The organism is Erwinia papayae, assembly GCF_058241465.1.
This window is the reverse complement of the sequence record NZ_JBZCHT010000002.1, coordinates 76,585-93,443: the sequence shown is the minus strand read 5'-3', so window position 1 is coordinate 93,443 and position 16,859 is coordinate 76,585. Positions and strand designations below refer to the sequence as shown.

Sequence of the window (16,859 nt, the reverse complement as noted above, 5' to 3'; positions counted from 1 at the left end):
AGCCTGAGGGCTGCGAGGGAACTGGAATGGCTAATATATTCGCCCTGATTCTGGCGATAGCAACATTGATAACCGGTATTATCTGGTGCGTGGATAAAATTAAGTGGGCACCCGCCCGCAGGATCAAAAATAGCAGCGTTGAGACGGGTAGCGCAGGGAAAGGTACAGCGAAACAGCCCGGCTGGATTGAAACCGTCGCCTCGGTTTTTCCGGTTCTGCTGCTGGTATTCGTTGTGCGTTCTTTTATCTATGAACCTTTTCAGATCCCGTCCGGATCGATGATGCCGACGCTGTTGATTGGTGATTTTATTCTGGTTGAGAAATTTGCTTACGGTATTAAAGACCCGATTATCCAGACAACATTAATCCCTACTGGTCATCCCAAACGTGGGGATATCGCGGTGTTCAAATACCCTAAAGATCCCAGCGTAGACTATATTAAACGTGTTATAGGTCTGCCGGGCGATCGGGTGACCTATAATCCACAAAGCAAAACAGTGACTATCAACCCATCCTGCATGGCAGGACAGACCTGTGACACAGCTCTGGCCGTCACCTATTCTGATGTCAAACCCAGCGACTTTATCCAGACCTTCAGTGGTTTTGATGGTAACGAAGTGGGTAATGGCTTCTACCAGGTGCCGCAGGGTGAGTCTATGCAGGGTGGATTACGTCTGGCGACCCGTGACGAAACGCTGGATAAGGTTACTCACCGAATTTTACTGGTGACCCAGGCGCAAAATCAGGCCAGCTCTTATTATCAGCAGCCGGGCCAGCCGCAGTCGAGCTGGGTGGTGCCTGAAGGTATGTACTTCATGATGGGTGATAACCGTGATAACAGTGCAGACAGTCGCTACTGGGGTTTCGTCCCGGAGAAAAATCTGGTTGGCAAAGCAACGGCCATCTGGATGAGTTTTGAAAAGCAGGAAGGACAATGGCCGACAGGGGTTCTCCTGAGTCGTATCGGCGGCATCCACTAATCCTTCTGACTAAACAGGTTGGCTTCCTGCGGGAAGCCACTGCACACGAAACAGTTTTGTGTTGGCGAGTCCAGCCCTGTTCCGTATGCAGTACAATTGACGCATTCAGATACTGGTAACACATGAATCCCATCGTAATTAACAAGCTACAACGCAAGTTGGGCTACACTTTTAGCCAGCAGGAGCTGTTGCAGCAGGCATTAACTCACCGTAGTGCCAGCAGCAAACACAATGAAAGACTCGAATTTCTGGGTGACTCCATCCTCAGCTATGTCATTGCCAACGCGCTTTATCATCGTTTTCCGCGTGTCGATGAAGGCGATATGAGCCGTATGCGGGCCACCCTGGTTCGGGGCAATACTCTGGCCGAGATGGCCCGTGAATTTGATCTGGGCGAATGTTTACGCCTTGGACCTGGTGAGCTGAAAAGCGGTGGTTTTCGCCGTGAATCAATCCTTGCCGACACGGTCGAAGCGCTGATAGGCGGTGTTTTTCTCGACAGTGATATCCGGACAGTCGAACAGTTGATCCTGAACTGGTACGCCAGCCGCCTTGAGCACATCAGTCCTAGTGATAAACAAAAAGATCCAAAAACGCGTCTGCAAGAATACTTACAGGGGCGTCATCTGCCTTTGCCGTCCTATCTGGTGGTGCAGGTGCGCGGTGAGGCACACGATCAGGAATTTACTATCCACTGCATGGTCAGCGGTATGGCGGACCCGGTTGTAGGTACGGGATCAAGCCGTCGTAAAGCTGAGCAGGCAGCTGCCGAACAGGCACTCATGAAGCTGGGGCTTGAATGAACGAACAAACCACCCACTGCGGCTTTATTGCAATCGTTGGCCGCCCGAACGTTGGAAAATCAACGCTGCTGAATCAGTTGCTGGGGCAGAAAGTTTCCATCACCTCGCGCAAACCGCAAACCACCCGTCATCGTATTATGGGCATCCATACTGAGGGTGAATACCAGGCGATTTATGTCGATACACCGGGCCTGCACATGGAAGAGAAGAGGGCGATTAACCGATTGATGAATCGCGCTGCCAGCAGCTCAATTGGTGATGTTGAGTTGGTGATCTTTGTGGTGGAAGGCACCCGCTGGACCGCCGACGATGAGATGGTACTGAGCAAACTGAAGGACAATAAAGTACCGGTCATGCTGGCGATCAATAAGGTGGATAACATCAGCGATAAAAGCATTCTGCTGCCGCATATCCAGTTCCTCAGTCAGCAAATGAATTTTATCGATGTGGTGCCGATTTCAGCGGAAAGCGGTAAAAATGTCGACTCCATTGCCACTATTGTGCGCAACCGTCTGCCGGAAGCGGAGCACCATTTCCCTGAAGATTATGTGACTGACCGTTCCCAACGCTTTATGGCCTCTGAAATCATTCGCGAAAAGCTGATGCGCTTCCTGGGGGCCGAGTTACCCTATTCCGTTACTGTTGAAATCGAACAGTTTGTGACCAATGAACGTGGCGGCTATGACATCCACGGTCTGATTCTGGTAGAGCGTGAAGGCCAGAAAAAAATGGTTATCGGTAATAAAGGCGCAAAAATCAAAACCATTGGTATTGAAGCACGTAAAGATATGGAAGAGATGTTCGAAGCTAAAGTGCATCTTGAACTATGGGTGAAAGTGAAGTCCGGCTGGGCAGATGATGAGCGCGCTCTGCGTAGTCTGGGCTATGTAGACGACCTGTAGTCTGATGGAAGGCTGGCAGCGCGCATTTGTCCTGCATGGACGTCCTTACAGCGAAACCAGCCTTCTGCTTGATCTTTTTTCCGAAAATTATGGTCGTATTCGCGTCCTTGCCAAAGGCGCGCGGGGCAAACGTTCCAGTCTGAAAGGCGCTCTGCAACCTTTCACTCCGCTGTTAGTTCGCTGGGGTGGCCGTGGTGAAGTTAAAACACTGCGGGGTACCGAACCCATCTCATTAGCTTTACCTCTCACCGGTATTACCCTCTATTGCGGTCTGTATGTTAATGAACTGCTGGCGAGGGTACTGGAGCATGAAACTGCTTTCACCGAACTTTTTTTTGATTATCTGCACTGTATCCAGGCGCTGGCTGCGGCAACCGGGTCGCCGGAGCCTGCCCTGCGGCGTTTCGAACTGGCGATGCTGGGGCACCTGGGGTATGGCGTGGATTTTTTGCATTGTGCCGGCAGCGGCGATGCCATCAGCGATGAGATGACATACAGCTACCGGGAAGAAAAAGGGTTTATTGCCAGCATGGTGATAAATAACAGGTCTTTTACCGGTCGTCAGTTACGGGCACTTTACGAACGTGATTTCCCTGATGCAGATACACTGCGTGCGGCTAAGAGATTCACCCGTATGGCGCTTAAACCCTGGCTGGGGGGGAAGCCGTTGAAAAGCCAGCAGCTGTTTCGTCAGTTTGTGCCGAAAAAACGTGCAGAACCCTCCTCATCGTCAGAGTAAGGCCAGGGGATGGCAGGGCGCGCAGCGCGAAACGGAACAATGTACACTGCTGCAACCTGAGTTTTTTAATTTGAGGACTGTCATGGCCGAATTACTGTTGGGCGTCAATATTGATCATATCGCCACCGTGCGTAATGCGCGGGGCACAAATTATCCTGATCCGGTGCAGGCCGCGTTTGTTGCAGAACAGGCCGGTGCGGATGGAATTACGGTTCATCTTCGTGAGGACCGCCGTCATATCACCGATCGCGATGTGCGCATTCTGCGCCAGACGATCCAGACCCGTATGAACCTGGAAATGGCGGTAACGGATGAAATGCTGGATATCGCCTGTGAAATCAAACCGCACTTTTGCTGTCTGGTGCCGGAAAAGCGCGAGGAAGTGACTACCGAAGGTGGGCTGGATGTTGCCGGGCAGCTGGATAAAATCACGGTGGCAGTATCGCGTCTGACGGAAGCCGGGATTCTGGTTTCGTTGTTTATTGACGCGGACCACCAGCAAATCGATGCGGCTATGGCTTCCGGTGCGCCTTATATTGAAATTCATACCGGTGCCTATGCTGAGGCGGCTGAGGGGCGGGAGCGTGATGCTGAGTTCAGGCGGATCAGAGATGCTGCTGCCTATGCCGATGGCAAAGGATTGAAGGTCAATGCCGGTCATGGACTGACCTATCACAATGTGCAGCCAATTGCAGCACTACCGCAGATGCATGAACTGAACATCGGACATGCAATTATTGGTCGGGCAGTAATGAGTGGTCTGGAAGAGGCCGTCCGGCAGATGAAACAGCTGATGCGGGAAGCACGTAGCTGATGGCTATACTGGGTCTTGGCACTGACATTGTGGAAATTGCCCGTATTGAAGGGGTGATTTCCCGTTCCGGCGACAGGCTGGCAAGACGGGTACTGAGCGACAATGAGTGGTTACAGTATCAGGCGCACCAGCAGCCAGCACGTTTCCTCGCCAGGCGTTTTGCCGCCAAAGAGGCCGCAGCTAAAGCGTTTGGCACCGGTATACGTGACGGTCTGGCCTTTAACCAGTTTGAAGTCGGTAATAATCAGATGGGCAAACCAGAGATGCGTTTTTTACAACAAGCCGCTGAACTGGCGAAGAAACTTGGCATTAATCACGTTCATGTCAGCCTGTCAGATGAGCGTTGCTACGCCTGTGCAACGGTGATAATCGAAAGTTAACCCTCCAGGGGCGAAAACCATTTCGCCCCGACGCCAGTCAGGATGCGGCGTGGTGCATCAGGACAAATTTCTCCCACAATGCGTCATTACTTTCAGTATGTTGCGGATCGATAATAATGGTATTCACGATAGGGCAAACCTGCTGACAGGTAGGGGTATCGTAATGCCCGATGCATTCTGTACAACGGTTGACATCAATCTGATAGATGCTGTCGCCCATTGAAATCGCCTGATTAGGGCATTCCGGCTCGCACATATCGCAATTAATACAGCGCTTTGTAATTAATAAAGCCATTGGATAAGTTGCCTTTTGAAAACTTTATCATCAGTGAGTGAGTCGTGTTAACCGATACGTAACACTCAACGGCGACGCAGGTGGTTTTCGATTACACTGAAGCTTAAGATATCGGTCGCTGCTGTCAGCCTGGCATAAAGCCGAAAAGTTCATAGTGGCGCGCACTGTAACATAAACAGGGATTTCCCCCAATAACGATGGGTTTTAATCGCACCAGAAACTTTTCTGACCTTTCACGGCCGCAAACCTGCTGGCCCGGGCTTCAGGTCTGCTACGTTGCCGTTGACTGCTTCAGGCGCAGCGTTGAGCTGCGGCAGTCAAAAGAGAATTTGTTATGAGTCAGAATAAGAGAAGGAATAATTTGATGAAAAAATTACAGCTTTATACCCTGGACTTAAACGGTGTCAGTCCTGAAGAAATTCGCGAATTACTGGAAAAAAACGAGTCGATTTTTGAGAACTCAGTACTTTCTGTCTATGGCGACGATATGAGATATTCATTCGTCAGGGGATCTCTACGAATTAACATCATCTCTGAAAATTTTGCTGAATATCGCTGTGATGTCAATTTTTACGCAGGCTGTAGCGATCAGAACGAAACATTTTCCGTTACATGGAATTTTAAGTACAAAATTGAAGATGAACATATTGTAATCGAACTGGATGAAAGCGAATGGAATCAGGAATAAAACGATTATTTAATCCGGGGTGGAGGTTTTAACAATTATCGCCATCCGATGATGGAAAAAGCGGAAAGAGTGTATATTTTAAAGAAAGATAAGAAACGCCGGAAGATGTTACAGCCTGTTATCCATAACAGGCTGTAACGTAATTCAGCGCTTATCCGCTGATGTGTGATGCCAGAGATTTGCATTCACTAATAATATCAGCGTTGAAAATACGACGACGTATTCTACGGATGTTAGCAGCACATCTGTCATACCGTAAAGGAGGGTGGAAAGTGTAATTATCGACACCGGATTATTCAAAAAACCGGCTAAGCCATTGTCAAATAATAGTCTCACGAAAAAGAACAGCAGGATCATCGCACCAAAAATACCGAAAAGCGATGCGTACTGAATGAATTCATTATGCAAATGTACGTCGATATAATCCAGGGCAAAGGAATCAGAATTGTGGGATGAAATTAACCAGTCATGGATGATCTTATTTCGGGTTATCTGCGTTTCACCCAGTGGATTTTCTGCAATAGCCACCATCCCTGATTTCCACATGGTAAATCGCGATCCCAGCGAAGTATGGTCATCGCCATTATTAAAACGGGAAATTTCCTGTCTGGTAGTGTCATAACGAGACTCGATTATATTTTTACCCAGGATAGCAACGGCGATAAAAGCCAGAATAATGGCAGCCACCGGAAAAATCCTGAATGATTTGCTGCGCCATAATCCATTGATAATCAGCACGATACCCAGCAGAATATGGATAAACATCGCCGAGCGTGTTTCGGTCAGAAAGATAATATAAACAGAGATCAGGCAGGTTAAGATTATGGCGATATGTCTGGTAACGACAGAGCGAATCTGGTTAAGCAAAATCATTAATGCAAGCGCCATTGCGCTGTAAGCATAAGCGCTCATGGTTGCACGATTAATACCCAATGTAATTCTGTCAATATGGTGAAAGTGCTGCCACAGACCTTCGATGCTGGCCAGCAAAAAGGCAAAAGACAATGACAACCATGTCAGTTTAAAGAGTAATTTTTTGCTGATGAAATCCCTGCGGATGCCCCACAGAATATACATGGATATAAGAGCAGCAAGAAGCCAGCGTTTGGCCGGGGTGAATAATAAGCCATTATCCATACCGTGGATGGCATAATGTGCAGCAATCAGAGACCATATCGAATACATTGCTGCCAGCAACAGAAATGGAATAACTATTTTAGATGAAAAAAACATCTCACGACAACTGCGCATATTAATTAAAATACCCAGCGCACTTAAATAACTGCAAAAGTAAAAAGCGATGCGGCCGGATTTCTCACTGGCAAAGCCAAGTGGCAGAATTAAGAGAAGGAGGAAAAACGAGAGAATAAATGTAGAACGGGTCAGGCGTTCATGTGCAGAATAACTTTTAAAGACATTCAGGTATGACATTATGCTGTTTCCTGGTACAAGAACATTATAATTGCATGGGTTATTATCGTTGCTTCTCATGCTGTTATTGGTTTTTTATAATGCTTGTCATTAAGTCTTTCCTGTAACTATTTAAATAAAGAATTTCCGGCCCTGTCGGGACGCTTGTTTATAGCTTATTCGTGACAAAAAATCAAAGCGGGCATCCAGTTATCAGGGGATCGGCTGGCGCAGCTCACACCAGCTTTTTCACCAGCGCATCGCTGTGGCGAATGTGGCTGGAGGCCCGTTCCGGATCGCGTTGTACCAGTGCCATAAACAGTAAATCTGTCAGCATAAACTGTGCGGCCGTTGAGGAAATCGCCGCGCTGCGGGTTGTCTGTTCTTCGGCGACGGTATATAAGCAGTGCGTGGCGGATTGCTGGAGCGTATTGGGGCTGAAGCCGGTAAAGGCCAGCACATTGGCCCCTAACCGCTGTGCTTCCTGCGCGGCCAGATTAATTTCACGTCGCTCGCCGGTATAAGAGATCGCCAGCAGCACATCATTAACCGCCAGTGCCTGTACGCTCGCCAGCAGGGCATGCATGTCCTGTTCCGCCACGGCGTTGATGCCAATTTTCATCAGCTTCCATGAAAAGTCCTTTGCCACCAGACCCGATGTACCGATACCGACCAGCACGATCCGCCGCGCGCCTTTCAGCAGCCGCAACGTCTCCAGCAGCATCTCTTCACTGTTAATATTCAGCGTGGCCCTGATAGCGGATTGTTTCTCTGCCAGCAGCTTCTCGCCGACGGTCTTGAGCGGGTCATCACTGAGGATCAGATTGTGTACGGTGATAGCATCTTTCGCAGCCAGCGAGTCGCTCAATGCCAGCTTCAGCGCCGGGAAACCTTTGTAGCCCAGCTTTTGCGCGAATTTCACCACGCTTGACTGGCTGACGCCTGACTCTTCCGCCAGTTGCTGAGAACTGAGATGACAAGCCCGCTCTGGCTGTGTCAGCAGAAAATCTGCCAGACGGCGTTCATTCTGAGCCAGCGTCGGATAAAGCTGTCGGATCCGTAATAACGAACTCATTGATTTAAATCTCCTGAAACTGCTGCCTGCACGCTGAGGTAGCGTAAGCAAAGTGAGGTCCTGAGATATCAGCAGCGCCCGCCGCTCAGAGCCCGGCCCATCAGGGCTGGTTTACCTGCCATTTTAAACCCGTGCAGTGCTCGAAATCCTCACCGGGTCCGTGTACGCTCCGGTTTCTGCGCGCTGTCCGTGTTCAGACTGGCTGCAACTATAACGCCTGGTGGGACAGGCTCGTAGTTTATGCTCTGGCAACGCGGTAACTCTGCGTAAAATCGGGCAATCAGCTGGTGCTTGTGAATATAATATTCGGAAGTTTATCTGGTTTAAGAATTAAAAATTCAGGTGAGGATAGCATGAATCTTGCTGCACTGGTTTCTGAAACACGTAACGCTGACACCATGGATCTGGACACTCTTTCCACGCTCGAAATGGTCAGTAAATTCAATCAGCAGGATGCTACCGTCGCTGAGGCGGTGCGTAAAACGCTGCCTGATGTCGCTCGTGCCGTTGATGCGGCGGCGGCATCTCTGGCTGAAGGGGGACGCCTGATCTATGTCGGTGCCGGGACCAGCGGGCGACTGGGGGTGCTGGATGCTTCAGAGTGCCCACCTACTTTTGGCGTTGCTCAGGGTGTAGTTATCGGCCTGATTGCCGGTGGTCCCGGGGCGCTGCTGAAAGCTGTCGAAGGCGCGGAGGACGACCCACAACTGGGCGTCAGCGATCTGGCCGCGCTGGCACTGACCGCAAAGGATATGGTGGTAGGGCTTGCTGCTTCCGGTCGGACGCCATATGTCATCGGGGCTTTACGCTTCGCCCGGCAACGGGGGTGCCGCACTGCGGCAATATCCTGTAATCCGGATTCCCCTGTCGCTGTTGAGGCCGAAATTGCCATCTCTCCGGTAGTGGGGCCGGAAGCGCTTACCGGCTCCACCCGGCTGAAATCTGGCACTGCGCAGAAGCTGATACTGAATATGCTCTCCACCGGGGCAATGGTGAAAAGCGGCAAGGTTTATCAGAACCTGATGGTGGATATGCAGGCCACCAATATCAAACTGGTGGATCGTGCCAGCCGGATGGTTTGCCAGGCCACGGGCTGTGAGCGTCAGGAGGCTGAGGCCGCATTGCAGCAGAGTGGCTATGCGGTGAAAACGGCCATTCTGATGATCCTCGCCAATCTGACCGCTGAACAGGCAGATGCCCGGTTAATCAGGCATAAAGGCTTTCTGCGCGCGGCCCTTCAGGATCAACAATAAAGGGGCAGTAACATGGTCGTGATGGCCTGAAAAGTCATGCTTGTTGCAGGCGAAGACCATCGATTTAGCGGGTCATGGTTGTGCCAGTGACTACACTGATAGCTACGCTGTATCACTTAATGGTTTTTGGGGTTTACCCGTTTGATGGGATGTCATCATCCTGAGGAGTTATGTTTGATCACTGGCCAGGAAAGACGCGTGGTGTTTTTTGATCTCGACGGCACTTTGCACCAGCAGGATATGTTTGGCACCTTTATGCGCTATCTGCTCTGGCGGCAGCCACTGAATCTGCTGCTGGTGATACCCACGTTACCGATTGTTGCGGTCTGGCTGTTGCTGAAAGGCCGGGCATCCCGTGGGCCAATGAGCCTGCTGCTCTGGGCAATCACCTTTGGTCACAGTGAAAACCACCTGAAAAGAAAAGAACAACAGTTTGTTCAGTGGTTTCGCCAGCGGGTTATCGCCTTTCCCGTGGTTCAGCAACGACTGACGGACTACCTGAACAGTGCTGACGCTGATGTCTGGTTAATCACCGGATCGCCGCAGCGGCTGGTGGAGCAGGTCTATGCCGATGCGCCATTTTTGCCCAGGGTGAAACTCATCGGCAGTCAGATGGAGCGTCGTTATGGCGGTCAGGTACTTGCCATGCGCTGTCTCGGTCATGAAAAAGTGGCGCAGCTGGAGGAGCAACTGGGTACGCCTCTGCAACTTTACAGCGGCTACAGCGACAGCAAGCAGGATAATCCACTGCTGTTCTTCTGCCAGCATCGCTGGCGTGTCACCCCTCAGGGAGAACTGCAACAGCTTGAATAAACAGGTATACTGCGCGCCGTTGTTAGCTCGGGACTCAGGTAAGCATGATGGCAAATGATCAATTCTGGATGCGGCACGCCCTGACGCTGGCCCGCCGGGCCTGGGATGAAGGCGAAGTGCCGGTAGGGGCCGTGCTGGTACAGGGGGAGCGGGTTATTGGCGAAGGCTGGAATCGCCCGATTGGTCACCATGACCCTACTGCCCATGCTGAGATTATGGCGCTGCGTCAGGGTGGCAAAGTCCTCAGTAACTATCGGTTGTCAGACACCACACTCTACGTCACCCTTGAACCCTGCGTGATGTGCGCCGGTGCGATGGTTCATGCCAGGATTGGGCGGTTGGTGTATGGCGCAAATGATGAAAAAACCGGGGCCGCCGGTTCGCTGCTGGATGTGTTGGGGCACCCCGGAATGAACCATCAGGTCAATGTCGTTCAGGGTGTGCTGGCAGCAGAGTGTGCGGCGATGCTGAGCGATTTTTTCCGTCAGCGACGGGCAGAGAAACGGGCGCTGCGTGACAGCCTCCGCCCCGGGTCACTGAAGGCCGAATGAGTGCGCTGTCAGTGCAGCGCAATATCTGCGGCTACCGTCGGATAGCCTTTGCCCAGTTCGGCCTCTTTTGCCGCCTGCAGCGCGATTCTGCGCTCCTGTTCCTGTAAATATCCCACCAGACTTAACTGATAAATGCGGATATTTTCGACGTAATTATAGGCTTCCTGTCCACGGGCATAGCCGTAGGTGGTCTGACTGTAATAACGCTTCTGGCTCAGCATTGGCAGACGCAGTTTCACATCGGCCCAGCTGTCAGGGTTACCCTGCTGTTTTTCGGTAAGCTTGCGGGCATCGAGCATATGCGCGTAGCCCATGTTATAAGCCGCCAGCGCAAACCAGATCCGCTCATCCTCCGGAATACCCGGTGGCACTTTCGCCATCATCCGCACCAGATATTCACTGCCGCCACGAATGCTTTGCTCCGGATCGGTACGATCGTTAACGCTCAGGCTCTCCGCCGTGTTGCGGGTCAGCATCATCATTCCCCGCACGCCGGTAGGGGAGGTGGCCTGTGGATTCCAGTGCGACTCTTGCCAGGAGATAGCGGCCAGCAGCCGCCAGTCAATTTCACTGGCATATTTTTGAAACAAAGGCTTGATGCCCGGCAGCGTACTGTCTATCGCACGCAGAAAGGTGCTGGTGTCAACGTAATCAAAAGTGCCGATGTGCCCAAGGTATTTTTCCTCCAGCCTGGCCAGTGTGCCTTCTTCACTCATCCGGTTGAAGAAGTCGAGCATCGCTGCTTCAAAGCTGTCATCGTGATTGTCACGGGGCATGTACCAGGTCACAGGTTCTTCCTCAGTGATATCAAAAGCGACGCTCAGCTGAGGGTGGATACGTTGTAACAGGGCAATCGACACCGAATCGCCCACTGTGTAATCCAGTTTGCCATCGGCAACCGCTTCCAGCAGAGCATTGGGGCTTTGATCGGCGGAGATGGCCCAGTCCAGGTCAGGGTACTGGCTTTGCCGGATGTTGCGCAGGGTGGAGAGATAAGCAGAGTCAGAGGCAACCGTCAGTCGGCCTTTCAGCTCGCCGAGGTTCTGCGGCCGGGGTTTGCCCAGTCGGTAAACCAACTGCTGAGAGACGGAATAATAAGCAGGACCGGTGCGAAAATGGGACTGCCGTTCACTGTTGTAGATCAGCCCGGCAGCCAGCATGTCCGCTTTATCGTCAGCCAGATCGTTAAACAGCTCACTGAGGTTCTGGCGGACCGTTATTTGCAGTCTGACGTTCAGATAATCTGCAAAACGCTTTGCCAGCTCATAATCCATTCCGGCCGGTGCGCTGTTTACGCTGTAGTAGGTCAGTGGGGAGGCCAGCGTGCTGACACGCAGTACTCCTCGCGACTTTATCTGTTCTGTGCGGTTCTGAGCGCCCCCATACCAGGGAATCGACGGCCACAGTGCCAGCGCCAGCAGCACGGTGATTAGCCCGATAAACAGATAGTTAAGTTTGAGGCGTTTCAAATAGTTATCTCTCGATTGCTCTCAGGGTTCTGTCTGTACCGGCAGTATTTGTAGTCTGTAATGCGCCCTGAGCGTGGGGCATTTTGCGCAACTCAATTGCCCTGCGCAACTAAATTCATCCGTGATTGGGTAATTTTCAGGCAATTTCCTGTTCTGATAAATCATGCGCAAACGGTTTCGTAACGGGGAGGGATTCTTTATAATACCGCCCGTTTTCCCTGTTGCGCCCAAAGAAGCGTCGTCCGGCGCTTCGAAGACGAGAGATCTTTGATGATGGAAATACTGCGTGGTTCGCCCGCTTTGTCGGCATTTCGTATTAACAAACTGCTGGCCCGCTTTCAGGACGCTCACCTGCCGGTGAGTGACATTTACGCCGAGTACGTCCATTTTGCCGAGGTCAGCGCGCCGCTCTCTGCTGATGAAAAAGCGCGCCTCGCCCGCCTGTTGCAGTACGGTCCTTCTCTCACCGGACATGCTCCGGAAGGCCGTCTGATGCTGGTAACGCCACGTCCGGGAACCCTCTCTCCCTGGTCTTCTAAAGCCACTGATATTGCCCATAACTGTGACCTGCCGCAGGTGTTGCGTCTTGAGCGCGGGCTCGCCTTCTACATTAAGGCGCCACAGCTAAACGAGACACAGTGGACCCAGCTGGCGACACTGTTGCATGACCGGATGATGGAAGTGGTGCTCAGTGAGATGTCGCAGGCTGAACAGCTGTTTGCCCATCATCAACCGGCCCCGCTGGAGAGTGTTGATGTCCTGGGTGAAGGACGCTCAGCGCTGGATCAGGCCAACCGCAGGCTGGGCCTGGCGCTGGCCGACGATGAAATTGATTATCTGCTGGCGGCGTTCGAAAAACTGGGGCGCAACCCGAATGATATTGAGCTGTATATGTTCGCTCAGGCTAACTCCGAACACTGTCGTCACAAGATTTTCAATGCCGACTGGGTCATCGACGGCAAGGCGCAGCCGAAGTCGCTGTTTAAAATGATTAAAAATACCTTTGAGCAGACGCCTGACCACGTTCTTTCCGCTTACAAAGATAATGCTGCCGTTATGGAAGGCTCACAGGTGGGGCGTTTCTATGCTGACAGCCAGGGGCAGTATAATTTCCACCACGAAGATACGCACATTCTGATGAAGGTGGAGACCCACAACCATCCGACGGCCATCTCGCCGTGGCCGGGTGCGGCGACCGGCTCAGGCGGCGAAATCCGTGATGAAGGCGCCACCGGAAGAGGCGCTAAACCGAAGGCCGGGCTGGTGGGATTCTCCGTATCCAATCTGCGTATTCCGGGCTTTGAGCAGCCGTGGGAAGAAGATTTTGGTAAGCCGGAGCGGATTGTTAATGCGCTGGATATTATGCTGGAAGGCCCGCTGGGCGGCGCAGCATTCAATAATGAATTCGGTCGTCCGGCGCTGAATGGCTACTTCCGCACTTATGAAGAGCGGGTGACCAGCCATAACGGCACTGAACTGCGCGGTTATCACAAGCCGGTGATGCTGGCGGGCGGCATCGGCAACATCCGTGCTGACCATGTGAAGAAAGGGGAAATCAGCGTCGGAGCCAAACTGATCGTACTGGGCGGCCCGGCAATGAATATCGGTCTGGGCGGCGGCGCGGCCTCCTCAATGGCGTCGGGACAGTCGGATGCCGATCTGGATTTTGCTTCGGTGCAACGCGATAACCCGGAAATGGAGCGTCGCTGTCAGGAAGTTATCGATCGCTGCTGGCAACTGGGCGCAGATAATCCCATCCTCTTTATCCATGACGTCGGCGCAGGCGGCCTGTCGAATGCGATGCCGGAGCTGGTCAGTGATGGCGAGCGCGGCGGTCGTTTTAACCTGCGTGACATTCTCAGCGATGAGCCAGGCATGAGCCCGCTGGAGATATGGTGTAACGAATCGCAGGAGCGCTATGTGCTGGCCGTGGCACCATCGAAGCTGGCGCAGTTTGATGCGCTGTGTAAACGCGAGCGCGCGCCCTATGCGGTGATTGGTGAAGCCACCGAAGAACTGCATTTGTCGCTGACTGACAGCCATTTCGACAACAAGCCGATCGATATGCCGCTGGACGTGCTGCTGGGCAAAACCCCCAAAATGACCCGTGACGTCACCTCGTTGCAGGCCATAGGTGAGCCGCTGGCGCGTGAGGCGATAACCCTGGCTGACGCGGTCAACCGGGTGTTGCACCTGCCCGCCGTGGCGGAAAAAACCTTTCTGGTCACCATCGGCGATCGCTCAGTGACCGGCATGGTTGCCCGCGATCAGATGGTGGGTCCGTGGCAGATCCCGGTGGCCAACTGTGCGGTAACCACTGCCAGCCTTGACAGCTACTACGGTGAAGCGATGGCGCTGGGGGAACGCGCGCCGGTGGCGCTGCTGGATTTTGCCGCCTCCGGGCGTCTCGCCGTCGGGGAAGCGCTCACCAATATTGCCGCGACGCAAATTGGCTCACTGAAACGTGTCAAACTCTCCGCAAACTGGATGGCTGCTGCCGGTCACCCCGGCGAGGATGCCGGCCTGTATGCGGCGGTGAAAGCGGTGGGCGAAGAGCTCTGTCCGGCGCTGGGGATCACTATCCCGGTGGGTAAAGATTCGATGTCGATGAAAACCCGCTGGCAGCAGGGCAGTGAACAACGCGAAATGACCTCGCCGTTATCGCTGGTGATCACTGCGTTTGCCAGAGTGGAAGATGTCCGGCGCACGGTGACGCCTCAATTGCAGCCGCAACAGGACAACGCCCTGCTGCTGATCGACCTAGGGCAGGGCGTTAACGCCCTGGGGGCAACCGCGTTGTCTCAGGTTTATCGCCAGCTAGGCGACAAACCGGCAGACGTGCGCGATGCACAGCAACTGGCGGGCTTCTTTAACGCCATCCAGGCACTGGTGGCTGACGGGCGACTGCTGGCCTATCACGATCGTTCCGATGGTGGTCTGCTGGTTACTCTGGCGGAAATGGCCTTCACCGGTCACTGTGGCCTGACAGCGGATATCTCCGCGTTGGGCAGTGATGCCCTGGCCGCGCTGTTTAATGAAGAGCTGGGCGCGGTGATTCAGGTGGCTGCCAGCGAACGTGCGGCGGTGGAGCAACTGTTAGCCGATCACGGTCTGTCGGGCTGTGTTCATTACCTGGGCAGTGCTCAGCCAGGCGATCGCTTTGTGGTAATCGCTGACGGTTCGACGCTTTACAGTGAAAGCCGGACCACCCTACGCACCTGGTGGGCAGAAACCACCTGGCAAATGCAACGGTTACGCGATAACCCACAGTGCGCCGATCAGGAACATGACGCGAAGAAAAACGATGCCGATCCTGGCCTGAATGTCGCGCTGACCTTCCAGCCACAGGAAGATATTGCCGCACCATTCATTGCCACCGGTGCGCGTCCCAAAGTTGCCATCCTGCGTGAGCAGGGCGTCAACTCCCATGTTGAAATGGCGGCCGCCTTCCACCGTGCCGGTTTTGATGCCATAGATGTTCATATGAGCGATCTGTTAGCAGGACGTTCTGGCCTGGATCAATTCCAGACGCTGGTGGCCTGCGGTGGCTTCTCCTATGGCGATGTGCTGGGGGCGGGTGAGGGCTGGGCGAAATCGATCCTGTTCAACAACCGTGTCCGTGATGAGTTCGAAACCTTTTTCCATCGTCCGCAGACGCTGGCACTGGGCGTCTGTAACGGCTGTCAGATGATGTCCAATCTGCGTGAGCTGATTCCAGGCAGTGAGGCCTGGCCGCGTTTTGTTCGCAATCAGTCTGAACGTTTTGAAGCCCGATTCAGCCTGGTGGAAGTGGCCGCCAGTCCGTCACTGCTACTGGAGGGGATGGTCGGGTCGAGAATGCCGATTGCGGTATCGCATGGCGAAGGTTTTGTCGAAGTCCGCGACGACGCGCACCTGGCGAGACTGGAACAGAAAGGGCTGGTGGCTCTGCGCTTTGTTGATAACTTCGGTAAGGTGACGCAGGCGTATCCGGCAAACCCGAACGGTTCGCCAAACGGCATCACTGCCGTCAGCAATGAAAGTGGTCGCGTCACCATTATGATGCCGCATCCTGAACGTGTCTTCCGCACGGTAAGTCACTCCTGGCATCCGGCAGAGTGGGGGGAGGACAGCCCGTGGATGCGGATTTTCCGTAACGCCCGCAGGCAGCTGGGCTGATGCTCTCACGGGTCCCGCGCCGCGATAATGTCAGCGCAGATCGGGTGGTGAGATTAACGTCAGCCTGATAGCACGTCAGTGCAAAAGGCAACCCTTTAAGGTTGCCTTTTTAGTGCCGGTTAAAAACTTTTCTTATCAGAGGATTAGTGTGGATGTTGCAATTTCACGACATTTCCCTGGTCAGTATGTCGCTAAAAGGTGACATTTAATTTATTGATTTAAAAGAATATACCTCTCATGCTCATTTACTGTTTCCTCCTGACGACGTTTACAGACAGCATTAAAGCGATGTGGGCGTATACGAGGGATGACAGCATTATTTTTATGAATAAAAACAGTTGGATAAAATATTTTTTGAATTATGGCATATTTTTTGCTTAAATGTTCGCAGTGGCTCATTCACCTGGTTAAGACAGCCCTGCGAAAGCGGTCAAGCGCTTCTTAACAACCCGAATGACGCACAAAACGGTGCCTGCCGTCCAAAAAAACCGATAACAGACCTTCAGTGGCTTTATCAAGCATCGGACGC

The 16,859-nt window shown here is 52.8% G+C and carries 15 protein-coding genes; 11 read left to right on the top strand and 4 right to left on the bottom strand.

Annotated features, from left to right (window positions below; translation table 11 throughout):
• Positions 1-26: 26 nt before the first annotated feature.
• From lepB to acpS, 6 genes are all read left to right on the top strand, one after another.
• Positions 27-980: a signal peptidase I gene (lepB, locus tag AC3RPL_RS00480; RefSeq protein WP_490738580.1), complete on the top strand. Its 954-nt coding sequence runs from the start codon at positions 27-29 to the stop codon at positions 978-980.
• Positions 981-1,102: 122 nt separating this feature from the next.
• The gene (gene rnc, locus AC3RPL_RS00475; RefSeq protein ID WP_490738579.1) at positions 1,103-1,783 is read left to right on the top strand and encodes a ribonuclease III; all 681 of its coding nucleotides are present in this window, start codon (positions 1,103-1,105) and stop codon (positions 1,781-1,783) included.
• Positions 1,780-2,685 carry a GTPase Era gene (era, locus tag AC3RPL_RS00470; RefSeq protein WP_034938403.1) on the top strand — a complete coding sequence of 302 codons (906 nt, stop codon included), beginning with the start codon at positions 1,780-1,782 and terminating at the stop codon, positions 2,683-2,685. The genes rnc and era overlap by 4 nt, the downstream gene beginning before the upstream one ends.
• A 4-nt stretch (positions 2,686-2,689) precedes the next feature.
• Positions 2,690-3,424, top strand: coding sequence for a DNA repair protein RecO (gene recO / locus AC3RPL_RS00465; protein ID WP_490738578.1), 735 nt, complete (start codon positions 2,690-2,692; stop codon positions 3,422-3,424).
• Between the two features lie 82 nt (positions 3,425-3,506).
• Entirely contained in the window at positions 3,507-4,238 is a 732-nt protein-coding gene (gene pdxJ, locus AC3RPL_RS00460) for a pyridoxine 5'-phosphate synthase (RefSeq protein WP_367166725.1), read from the top strand.
• Positions 4,238-4,618: a holo-ACP synthase gene (gene acpS, locus AC3RPL_RS00455; protein WP_034938398.1), complete on the top strand. Its 381-nt coding sequence runs from the start codon at positions 4,238-4,240 to the stop codon at positions 4,616-4,618. The genes pdxJ and acpS overlap by 1 nt, the downstream gene beginning before the upstream one ends.
• A gap of 37 nt (positions 4,619-4,655) precedes the next feature.
• Here the strand turns inward: acpS and AC3RPL_RS00450 are convergent, their stop codons facing one another.
• Positions 4,656-4,913 carry a YfhL family 4Fe-4S dicluster ferredoxin gene (locus AC3RPL_RS00450; RefSeq protein WP_034938397.1) on the bottom strand — a complete coding sequence of 86 codons (258 nt, stop codon included), beginning with the start codon at positions 4,911-4,913 and terminating at the stop codon, positions 4,656-4,658.
• A 364-nt stretch (positions 4,914-5,277) separates the two neighbouring features.
• Between AC3RPL_RS00450 and AC3RPL_RS00445 the strand changes: the two genes are divergently transcribed.
• Complete coding sequence (locus AC3RPL_RS00445) at positions 5,278-5,601, top strand: hypothetical protein (RefSeq protein WP_490738577.1); 324 nt, start codon at positions 5,278-5,280, stop codon at positions 5,599-5,601.
• A 144-nt stretch (positions 5,602-5,745) separates the two neighbouring features.
• Here AC3RPL_RS00445 and AC3RPL_RS00440 read toward each other — a convergent pair whose 3' ends face one another.
• Positions 5,746-7,032 carry an O-antigen ligase family protein gene (locus AC3RPL_RS00440; RefSeq protein WP_490738576.1) on the bottom strand — a complete coding sequence of 429 codons (1,287 nt, stop codon included), beginning with the start codon at positions 7,030-7,032 and terminating at the stop codon, positions 5,746-5,748.
• A gap of 214 nt (positions 7,033-7,246) precedes the next feature.
• Positions 7,247-8,086: a MurR/RpiR family transcriptional regulator gene (locus tag AC3RPL_RS00435; RefSeq protein WP_490738575.1), complete on the bottom strand. Its 840-nt coding sequence runs from the start codon at positions 8,084-8,086 to the stop codon at positions 7,247-7,249.
• 353 nt (positions 8,087-8,439) lie between these two features.
• Between AC3RPL_RS00435 and murQ the strand changes: the two genes are divergently transcribed.
• The 3 genes from murQ to tadA all read left to right on the top strand — a co-directional run bounded on the left by murQ (position 8,440) and on the right by tadA (position 10,703).
• A complete protein-coding gene (murQ, locus tag AC3RPL_RS00430) occupies positions 8,440-9,339 on the top strand; it encodes an N-acetylmuramic acid 6-phosphate etherase (RefSeq protein WP_490738574.1) in 900 nt (299 codons plus the stop codon).
• Between the two features lie 144 nt (positions 9,340-9,483).
• A complete protein-coding gene (gene yfhb / locus AC3RPL_RS00425) occupies positions 9,484-10,152 on the top strand; it encodes a phosphatidylglycerophosphatase C (protein ID WP_490738573.1) in 669 nt (222 codons plus the stop codon).
• A 44-nt stretch (positions 10,153-10,196) separates the two neighbouring features.
• Entirely contained in the window at positions 10,197-10,703 is a 507-nt protein-coding gene (gene tadA / locus AC3RPL_RS00420; RefSeq protein WP_490738572.1) for a tRNA adenosine(34) deaminase TadA, read from the top strand.
• Between the two features lie 8 nt (positions 10,704-10,711).
• Here tadA and mltF read toward each other — a convergent pair whose 3' ends face one another.
• On the bottom strand, positions 10,712-12,172 hold the full coding sequence (mltF, locus tag AC3RPL_RS00415; RefSeq protein ID WP_490738570.1) for a membrane-bound lytic murein transglycosylase MltF: 1,461 nt from the start codon (positions 12,170-12,172) through the stop codon (positions 10,712-10,714).
• A 270-nt stretch (positions 12,173-12,442) separates the two neighbouring features.
• On the opposite strand from mltF, the gene purL reads away from it, so the two are divergent.
• The gene (purL, locus tag AC3RPL_RS00410; RefSeq protein ID WP_490738569.1) at positions 12,443-16,330 is read left to right on the top strand and encodes a phosphoribosylformylglycinamidine synthase; all 3,888 of its coding nucleotides are present in this window, start codon (positions 12,443-12,445) and stop codon (positions 16,328-16,330) included.
• Positions 16,331-16,859: the final 529 nt, after the last annotated feature.